Source organism: Stenotrophomonas sp. SMYL8, assembly GCF_036320065.1.
Taxonomy (GTDB): Bacteria; Pseudomonadota; Gammaproteobacteria; order Xanthomonadales; family Xanthomonadaceae; genus Stenotrophomonas; species Stenotrophomonas maltophilia_A.
In genome coordinates this window covers 1-8,386 of sequence record NZ_JAWIRR010000015.1, presented here as the reverse complement: position 1 = coordinate 8,386, position 8,386 = coordinate 1, and the positions used below count along the sequence as shown (strand labels likewise).

Genomic DNA, 8,386 nt, shown 5'->3' with positions numbered 1-8,386 from the left:
ACGCGTTCGCGCCCGGACCCCCAGGCCCGACGCCCCCCCCCCGCCCCCACCCCCGCCCCCCCCCCCCCCGACTCTACAAATATAGCGCGGTGGCGGTTCAGCCCTGGGCGAAGTCCTTCAGGATCTCGCCCACGCCGCTTGGCGAAATCTCAAAGCCCAGCGAAGTGCCCGGATTGATCACCACGCCATAGCCACCCGGCACGCGGCGCAGCACGTCCAGCATCAGCCAGCGGATCTGGTGTTCGGCCTGCTGGCTGTAGGTGCCCACCCGCGACGGGTCGGTGAACACGGCCACGTGCAGGGTGCCCTGCTTGTCGAACAGCAGCGGGTCGAAGCCGCTGCCGTCGGGAGTGACCAGGCTGCCGGTCAGCAGCACCACTTCGGAGGCGACGAAGGCCTCCATGAAGGCGCGGATCGGCACCGCCCCGTCCATCGCCGCCTTCAGCAGGGTTTCGATCGGGGTCTGCAGGGCGAGGTCGGTCATGGCGGTACGGCGGGGCGTGAGGGGTGCCTATTGTAGAGTCGAGCTTGCTCGACTGCTCGAAAAGCGTGCCAACCAAGGTTGGCACCCACCAGAGCGGTAGGCAGGAGCCAGGATTCCGGGGTTGCCGGCCAGCGGCCGGCACTACCGTCCCAGACGCAGATCCCGCGCCTTCTGGTCGGCCATCGCCTTGTCCAGCTCGGCCTGCAATGCCGGCTGCTGCACGGCGGCGTCCAGCACGTAGACCTTCACGCCGTGCGCGGGCACGTCGGCCTTCAGGGAGGCATCCACCTGCAACGACCCGCCGTCCAGTGCATCGCGCCAGCGGCCCGCCTGCACGTAACGCGACACAGTGAGGGTCCTGGTCCGGTCGCCCTTGTTCAGCAGCACCAGCGCGGTCTGCGCCACGTCGCCATGCTGCAGCACGCGGAAGAACACCGCTTCATCACCCTGCAGGCGCTCATTCACCTGCAGGCCACGCTGCAGCGCCGGCGTGGCTTCGCGCAATCGCGCGATACGCTGCAGCGGCGCGAAGATCGGACTCTCCGGTGCGGCATCCACGCGCGGCTGGCCGAAGTAGGCACGATTGCCGGCATGCTCGGCGCGGCCGCGCATGAAGCCGGTTTCCGAGCCGTAATAGACCACCGGAGTGCCGCGTGCGGTGAACAACCAGTTGTGCGCATCGATGAAGCCGCTGTCGCTGGCCTGCAGGCGCGGCATGTCGTGGTTGTCGTAGAAGCTCATCAGCTCATACGGGTTGGCGTACGGGCCACCGCTCAGGTGCAGCGGCTCGGCCAGGGTCTCGAAGCCCTTGCCGGCGGTGCCGAAGGCCTGTTCCAGTGCGCCGCGCAACGGGAAATCGAGCACGCTGACATTGGCGTTGGCCGGCCAGGTGTGTTCGGCGATGCTCGCGGCCTTGTAGTCGAACGCTTCGCCGAACATGAACATGCCCGGATGCTCGGCGCGGATGCGCTTCACGAAGGCATGCCACCACGGGTGCGGCAGCCAGCCGATGGTGTCGATGCGCAACGCGTCCACGCCCTGCGCGGTCCACTGCAGGTAAGCGCCGACCAGGTAGTCCATCACCGCCGGATTGTCCTGGTTGAAGTCGGACAGTTCGGCGAGGTTGCCGTCGAAGATCGATCCCTCCTTGCTGTCGACCGGACCGACGTTGTTGTAGAACGCGTGCAGCGGGTTGTGCTTCGGGTCCAGTTTCTGCGGCGGCAGGTTCTGGTGATCAGCGATCAGCGCTCCGTCCTTGTCGAAGATCTGGCCGAACTGCGGCTGCCGCGTCGGCATGGTCCAGGCCGGCGAGCCGTGGTTGCCGACGATGTCCAGCACCACCTTCAGGCCTGCGCCATGCAGGCCCTTGGTCAACCCCGCGAAGTCGAGGTCCTTGCTGGGCAGGTGCTCATCGAGCTTGTAGAAGTTGATGCCCCAGTAGCCGTGGTAGCCGGTCTTGCCGCGATCGGTCAGCGTACTGGTGCAGCTGATCGGCTTGCTGCCGGTGAACGCCTCGTCCGGGTTGTCAACGATCGGCGTGATCCATACCGCGCCGAAGCCGAGGTTGCGGATGTACTGCGCATTGTCGAGCACGCCGCGGAAGTCACCGCCGAGATAGCCGATGTTGCCGTCCACCTTGTCCGGGCACCGCACCGGGATATCGAAGGTGCGATGCGTTCCGCCCTGGTCGCGATGATCGTTGGACGGGTCGCCGTTGACGAAGCGGTCGGTGATCACGAAGTACACCGCATCGCTGGCGAACGGCTCGGTGGTGCCCACATAGTCCGGGCGTGGCGCGGCCGTCGCATGGCCGGCCAGCAGTACCAGGGAAACAGCAACAGACAGCGCACCACGCATCACACCACCTCCGGACGGGACGGAACCCGCAGCACGCACAGGCCGGCGACGAACAGGCTGCAGCCGCCCAGCACCAGCACATGCATCGGCTGACCGCCCAGCCAGGCGCGCAGGGCAAAGCCGAGCGCACTGGCCGCGACCAGCTGCGGGATCACGATGAAGAAATTGAAGATGCCCATGTACACGCCCATCTTCGATGCCGGCACGCTGTCGGACAGCAGCGCATAGGGCAGCGAAAGGATGGACGCCCAGGCGAAGCCGACGCCGACCATCGACAGCAGCAGCCAGTGTGGGTCGCGGATGAACATCAGCGAGACCAGGCCGGCGCCGCCCAGCCACAGGTTGACCAGGTGGCTCCAGCGCAGGCCGATCGCACGCACCATCGGCGGGATCAGTACTGCGGCCAGCGCGGCGAAGCCGTTGTAGGCACCAAACAGCACGCCCACCCAGTTGGCGCCCTCGTTGTAGGCCGCCGACTGCGGATCGGTCGAGCCGAAGTGGATACCGGCCACCGCGGCGGTGGTGTAGATCCACATCGCGAACAGCGCGAACCACGAGAAGAACTGCACCCACGCCAAACGACGCATGGTCACCGGCATCGCGCGCAGGTCGCCGACGATGGCGGCCAGCATATGCGTGGCCGGCAACGCACGCGCGGCCGCCAGCAGCAGGCCGTAGCCGGCGCACAGTCCTGCCAGCACATACAGCATCCTGTCGCCCTGCCGCCAGGCGATCAGCAGCGCCAGCACCACGCCGAGCCCCAGCCACAGCGCCACCTGTGCCCTCGGCGCGGGGCCACTGATCGCAGCCCCTGCGTGGTGCGCCGGCGGCTCGGCATCGTCAAACCCGGCCAGCTCCGCCGGCGAGTACTCGCGGGTGCTGACCACCGTCCAGGTGATCGCCGCCAGCAGCACCACCGCGCCGAAGTAGAACGCATAGCGCACGGTATCGGGCACTTCGCCGGCAGCTGCGGTATTGGCAACACCGAAGTGGGCCAGGATGAACGGCAGGAAGCTGGCGACGATGGCGCCCACACCGATGAAGAAGCTCTGCATGGCATAGCCGGCCGGACGCTGGCGCGGCGCCAGCTGATCGCCGACGAAGGCGCGGAACGGTTCCATCGACACGTTGATCGAGGCGTCCAGCACCCACAAGGTACCGGCGGCGATCCACAGCGTCGGCGAATTCGGCATCACCAGCAGCGCCAGCGTAGTCAGTACCGCACCGATCATGAAGAACGGGCGGCGACGGCCCCAGCGCGTCCAGGTGCGATCGGACAGGTAACCGATCACCGGCTGCACCAGCAGGCCAGTCAGTGGCGCCGCGATCCACAGCCCGGGCACCGCGTCCATGTCCGCGCCCAGTGTCTCGAAGATGCGGCTGGCGTTGGCGTTCTGCAGGGCGAAGCCGAACTGGATGCCGAGGAAGCCGAAACACATGTTCCAGATCTGCCAGAACGACAGCTGCGGTTTGGCGGGACGACTCATCGTGCGCCCTCTTCCATCGCCACCGGCGCCACCGTCAGTGCCTGCACCTGGGCCTGGTTGAGCACACCATCACGCCCGCCCTTGCCGCCGGTGTAGTGCGCGAAGTGCTGCAGCGCGCTCATGTTGAAGCCATCTTCAAGCGTGACCGTGCACCGCCCCTTGGGCACTGCGAACGTTGCCGAGGTCGAATCCTGCACCGCCACGCTGTGCGGCAGGGTGACCGTATGCCGCTGCAACGGCTGGCCCGGGCACTGCAGAACCAGCTGCTTGACCGCAGCCGTGACGCCGGTGTTGATCGGCCCGTTCGGGTTGCGGTACTGCAGGCGCAGGCGCACCTGCCCGGCCTGGGCCGCGGTGAACTGCCAGCGTTCCTCGCCCTTCAGCACCTGCTGCGGACCGACGCAGAGCGTCGGGCTGTGCAGTGATTCCAATGCACCCTCGCGCCGGGTCAGGCTGAGGCAGTGCTGCAGGCCATCGTCGCTGATGTGCACCGGGCCATTGCTGGCGACGAGGGCCCTGCCGTCCTTCCACAGAACCTGCTCGGCTTGCACCGAAACGTTCCAGCCCGTGCCCATGCGCAGGGCCTGCGGTGCCGCCGGTGTTGCGGGCGCACGCGCGTTGGCATCCGCAGTCGTGGCAGCGAAACCGGTTGCTGCCGGGGCAGCGACCAGCTGCACCGTGGTAGTCGTGCCACGTGTGATGGTGCTGCCGGCCACCAGCAGGCCATCGCCCACGTTCTGCGGGCGCTCCAGCACATAGCGCCTGCCGTTGGCTTCCAGCGTGATGCGGGGGTGCGTGCCGAACAGCTCCGGCACCAGCACGGCCGGCAGCTTGGGCTGCACGCGGCCATCGTCCTGCACGCCGAACACGCCTTCGACCACCATCGACAGATACCCGGCCACCGACCACAGCTGGCGTTCGGAGTTGACCACCGGGCCGCTCAGCGCACCTTCCTCGACATGCACGGCCTGGCTGACCAGTTCGTAGTTTTCCATGTTGGAACCGGCCAGCGCAGCGCCCTGCATCAGCGAACGGATCTCGGCGGCGATGCGCGGCGCATCGTCCAGCTGCCGCGCCGCACGCAGCGAGTAGGCACTGACAAACGGCCAGATCGCACGGTTGTGGTAGATCGGCTGCTGCGATTCCTGCGGCCAGACCACCGGGCTGCCGGCCGGCCCCATCGGGTAGGCAGCCAGTGCACGGCGCGCGCGCTCGGGCGGCAGCACCTCGGCGAGGATGCCCAGCGACAGGCCAAGCAGATCGACCTTGGCGTACGGCACCGGGTGCGCGGCTTCGCCGATGTAGCTCATGTACTGGCCGATATCCTCGCGCCAGAAGCGTGCATCGATCTGCTGTGCCAGCGCATCGGCCCACGCCTTGTACTCGGCCGCGCGGGCGTCGCCGTGCTGGCCGGCCAGGCGTTCGGCCAGGCGCAGTGCCTGGTAGTGCAGCACGTTGGTGGACAGTGCGTAGGAATCACCGATGAAGCGCACGTCCTCGCGGGTCCAGTCCGGATAGGTCTGCTCGCGCCAGTCCAGGAACGAGGTCTCACCACGGTACAGGCCCACCTGCGCGTCGAACACCATCGCGCGGTCCTGCGCCAGCGTGCCCTGCAGCGCCTGCCAGACCTGGTCGGCAAACGCGCGATCGTCCAGCAGGTGGCGTGCCGCAAGGAACCACACCACGCGGTCGCTGCTGATCGGCCAGCTGCCGCCGGAACCGGTGTCCTGCGCGACGAACAGGCCGGGCGTATGGCCATCGCGCGCCGCCGAGAGCTTGAACTGCAGCGACTGCCGGGTGCGCTTCGGGTCCAGTCGCGCCAGCGCCAGGTCGGCGGCGAAGCTGACATCGCGGGTCCACACGTAGGGCCAGCGCGCGCCGGTCTGGAAGCACTCGCATGGCACCGGCCGGCCTTCGTCGAACGCGGGATCGCGGATCGCATCCACGCGGTCCTGGTCCATCTCCTGCTGGGCCAGCGCGAACAGTGCATCGAACATCACGCTGCCGGTCTGGCTGCGCATCGGCATGGGCGCGATACGCACCTCAGCCTTCGGCGCATGCAGCACGTAGCTGCCCTTGGCAGCGGCTTCGGCGCGCGCATGGCGGCCGTCGAATTGCAGGTCGGCCGCCTGCGCGGTCGATCCCAGCGCTGCCCCCAGGGCAGCGGTCAGGCAAATGATCTTCAGCATCGAAGCGGCGGACCGGCTTGCGCCCGTCGGCCTCCCTCCCTCTCTGCACGCGTTGTAGGTCCGCACCGTCGTTGCCGGCGGGCGGGCGCGGCCCCTCCCTCAAGGTGCCTTGGCCCCATGGTAGACGCGGTGCTGTCGGCTGCGTCCAGCTGCATACGTATTCATGGCACCACACGGTAGCGCGCCTGCCGTGCTGGCTTATGGTCCGGGTCTGCCAACGGCGCCTTGGGAGGGGAAATGCCGATGTCACCCACTGCTGTACGCGCGGTGTTCGCGCACCTGCTCGGTCTGGCTCTGCTGGGCCTGGCCACGCTGGCGCAGGCCGCGCCGCAGGTGGCCAGCGTCGAATCACCGGGAAAGGTGCTCAAGGTCAGCCTGGTGCTGGACGGTGGCACCGCGCGCTATCGCGTCGAGCGTTTCGGCGAGACCGTGGTGGAAGATTCGAAGCTGGGCTTTGCCTTGCGCGATGGGCGCCTGGACCGGGATTTCGCCCTGCTCGGCCAACAGCAACGCAGCGTCGATGACAACTGGGAACAGCCCTGGGGCGAACGCCGGCTCACCCGCAACCACTTCAACGAACTGACCGTGCAGCTGGCCGAGACCACCGGCAGCAAGCGCCGGCTGGATGTGGTGTTCCGCGTGTACGACGATGGCCTCGGCTTCCGCTACGTATTCCCCGAGCAGCCGAACCTGCGCGAAGCCATCATCGATGACGAGCTGACCGAGTTCGCCATCGCTCAGGATTCCACCGCGTGGTGGATCCCTGCCGGCGAACCGATCCACTACGAGTACCTGTACCAGCGCACGCCGCTGCGCGAGGTTCCGCTGGTGCATACGCCGATGACCCTGCGCAGCCGCGATGGCCTGCACGTGGCGATCCACGAGGCCGCACTGGTGGACTATGCCGGCATGTGGCTGCGGCGAACCGAGGGCCAGCGCCTGCGCGCGCAGCTCTCGCCCTCGGCCGAAGGCTGGAAGGTGCGCCGCGCCCTGCCCTTCGCCACGCCGTGGCGCACGCTGCAGATTGCCGACCGTGCCGGTGGCCTGGTCGAATCGGACCTGATCCTCAACCTCAACGAACCCAATGCGCTGGGTGATGTGAGCTGGGTGAAGCCGGCCAAGTACCTGGGGGTGTGGTGGTCGATGCACCTGGACAACGAGAGCTGGGCGACCGGGCCGAAGCATGCGGCCACCACCGCCAAGACGAAGAAGGTGATCGACTTCGCCGCCGCGCACGGCTTCCGTGGCGTGCTGGTGGAAGGCTGGAATCCGGGCTGGGACGGCATGTGGGTGGGCAATGGCTACGACTTCGATTTCACCCGTGCCACACCCGATTTCGACATTGAAGCGCTGTCAGCGTATGGCCTGAAGAAGGATGTGCATCTGATCGGCCACCACGAAACCGGCTGTGCCATCGAGCATTACGAGGACCAGCTGGGTACCGCACTGGACCTGTATGCGCGGCTGGGCGTGGACCAGTTCAAGACCGGCTACGTCTGTGACGACGGCCAGGTCGACCGCCGTAATCCCTCGGGCGGCCCGCTGTGGCGTGAGTGGCATGACGGGCAGTTCATGGCGCGCCACCATCTGACGGTGGTGCAGGAGGCTGCGCGCCGCCATCTGTCGGTGAACCCGCATGAGCCGATCAAGGACACCGGCCTGCGCCGCACCTATCCCAACTGGATCTCGCGCGAAGGCGCACGTGGCATGGAGTACAACGCCTGGGGCCAGCCGCCGAACCCGCCGGAACATGAGGTCAACCTGGTGTTCACCCGCATGCTGGCCGGGCCGATGGATTACACCCCCGGCATCCTCAGCCTGAAGGGCCGCCACGGCCAGGCCTTCCCCAGCACGCTGGCACGCCAGCTGGCGCTGTACGTGGTGCTGTACAGCCCGATCCAGATGGCCGCCGACCTGCCCGAGCACTACCTGCAGCATCGCCAGGCATTCCGTTTCATCGAAGACGTCGCGGTGGACTGGGAGCAGAGCCGCGTGCTCGATGGCGAAGTGGGCGACTACGTGACGATCGTGCGCCGCGACCGCAACAGCCGCGACTGGTTCCTCGGCAGCATCACCGACGAGCACGGCCGTGTGCTGCCGGTGTCGCTGGGCTTCCTGGAGCCGGGCGTGCGCTATCGCGCCGAGATCTACCGCGATGGCGCGGGCGCGGATTTCCGCAGCAATCCCTTCGCATTCGCGCGCGAAACCCGTGAGGTGACCAGCGCCGACGCACTGACGCTGGTGCTTGCGCCGGGTGGCGGGCAGGCCATCCGTTTCACGCCGCGTTGAATGCCCCGGTAGTGGGGGGGGGGGGGGGGGGGGCGCCCGGCGCGCGCGGCGGGGGGGGGGGGGGGGGGGGGCGCCCGCCC

At 67.8% G+C, this 8,386-nt stretch carries 5 protein-coding genes; 1 reads left to right on the top strand and 4 read right to left on the bottom strand.

Features of this window, described 5'->3' with window-relative positions; genetic code table 11:
• Positions 1-97 precede the first annotated feature (97 nt).
• The 4 genes from V3B25_RS13120 to V3B25_RS13105 form a co-directional block, all read right to left on the bottom strand.
• Positions 98-484: an SseB family protein gene (locus V3B25_RS13120; RefSeq protein WP_049422731.1), complete on the bottom strand. Its 387-nt coding sequence runs from the start codon at positions 482-484 to the stop codon at positions 98-100.
• 141 nt (positions 485-625) lie between these two features.
• Positions 626-2,341, bottom strand: a complete 1,716-nt coding sequence (locus V3B25_RS13115; RefSeq protein WP_329810822.1) for an alpha-amylase family glycosyl hydrolase — start codon at positions 2,339-2,341, stop codon at positions 626-628.
• On the bottom strand, positions 2,341-3,828 hold the full coding sequence (locus V3B25_RS13110) for an MFS transporter (RefSeq protein WP_049422729.1): 1,488 nt from the start codon (positions 3,826-3,828) through the stop codon (positions 2,341-2,343). The genes V3B25_RS13115 and V3B25_RS13110 overlap by 1 nt, the downstream gene beginning before the upstream one ends.
• On the bottom strand, positions 3,825-6,017 hold the full coding sequence (locus V3B25_RS13105; protein ID WP_329810821.1) for a Six-hairpin glycosidase-like protein: 2,193 nt from the start codon (positions 6,015-6,017) through the stop codon (positions 3,825-3,827). The genes V3B25_RS13110 and V3B25_RS13105 overlap by 4 nt, the downstream gene beginning before the upstream one ends.
• Positions 6,018-6,254: 237 nt before the next feature.
• Between V3B25_RS13105 and V3B25_RS13100 the strand changes: the two genes are divergently transcribed.
• Positions 6,255-8,306 (top strand): glycoside hydrolase family 97 protein, encoded by a 2,052-nt coding sequence (locus tag V3B25_RS13100; protein WP_329810820.1) that lies wholly within the window; start codon positions 6,255-6,257, stop codon positions 8,304-8,306.
• The last annotated feature ends 80 nt before the right edge of the window (positions 8,307-8,386 follow it).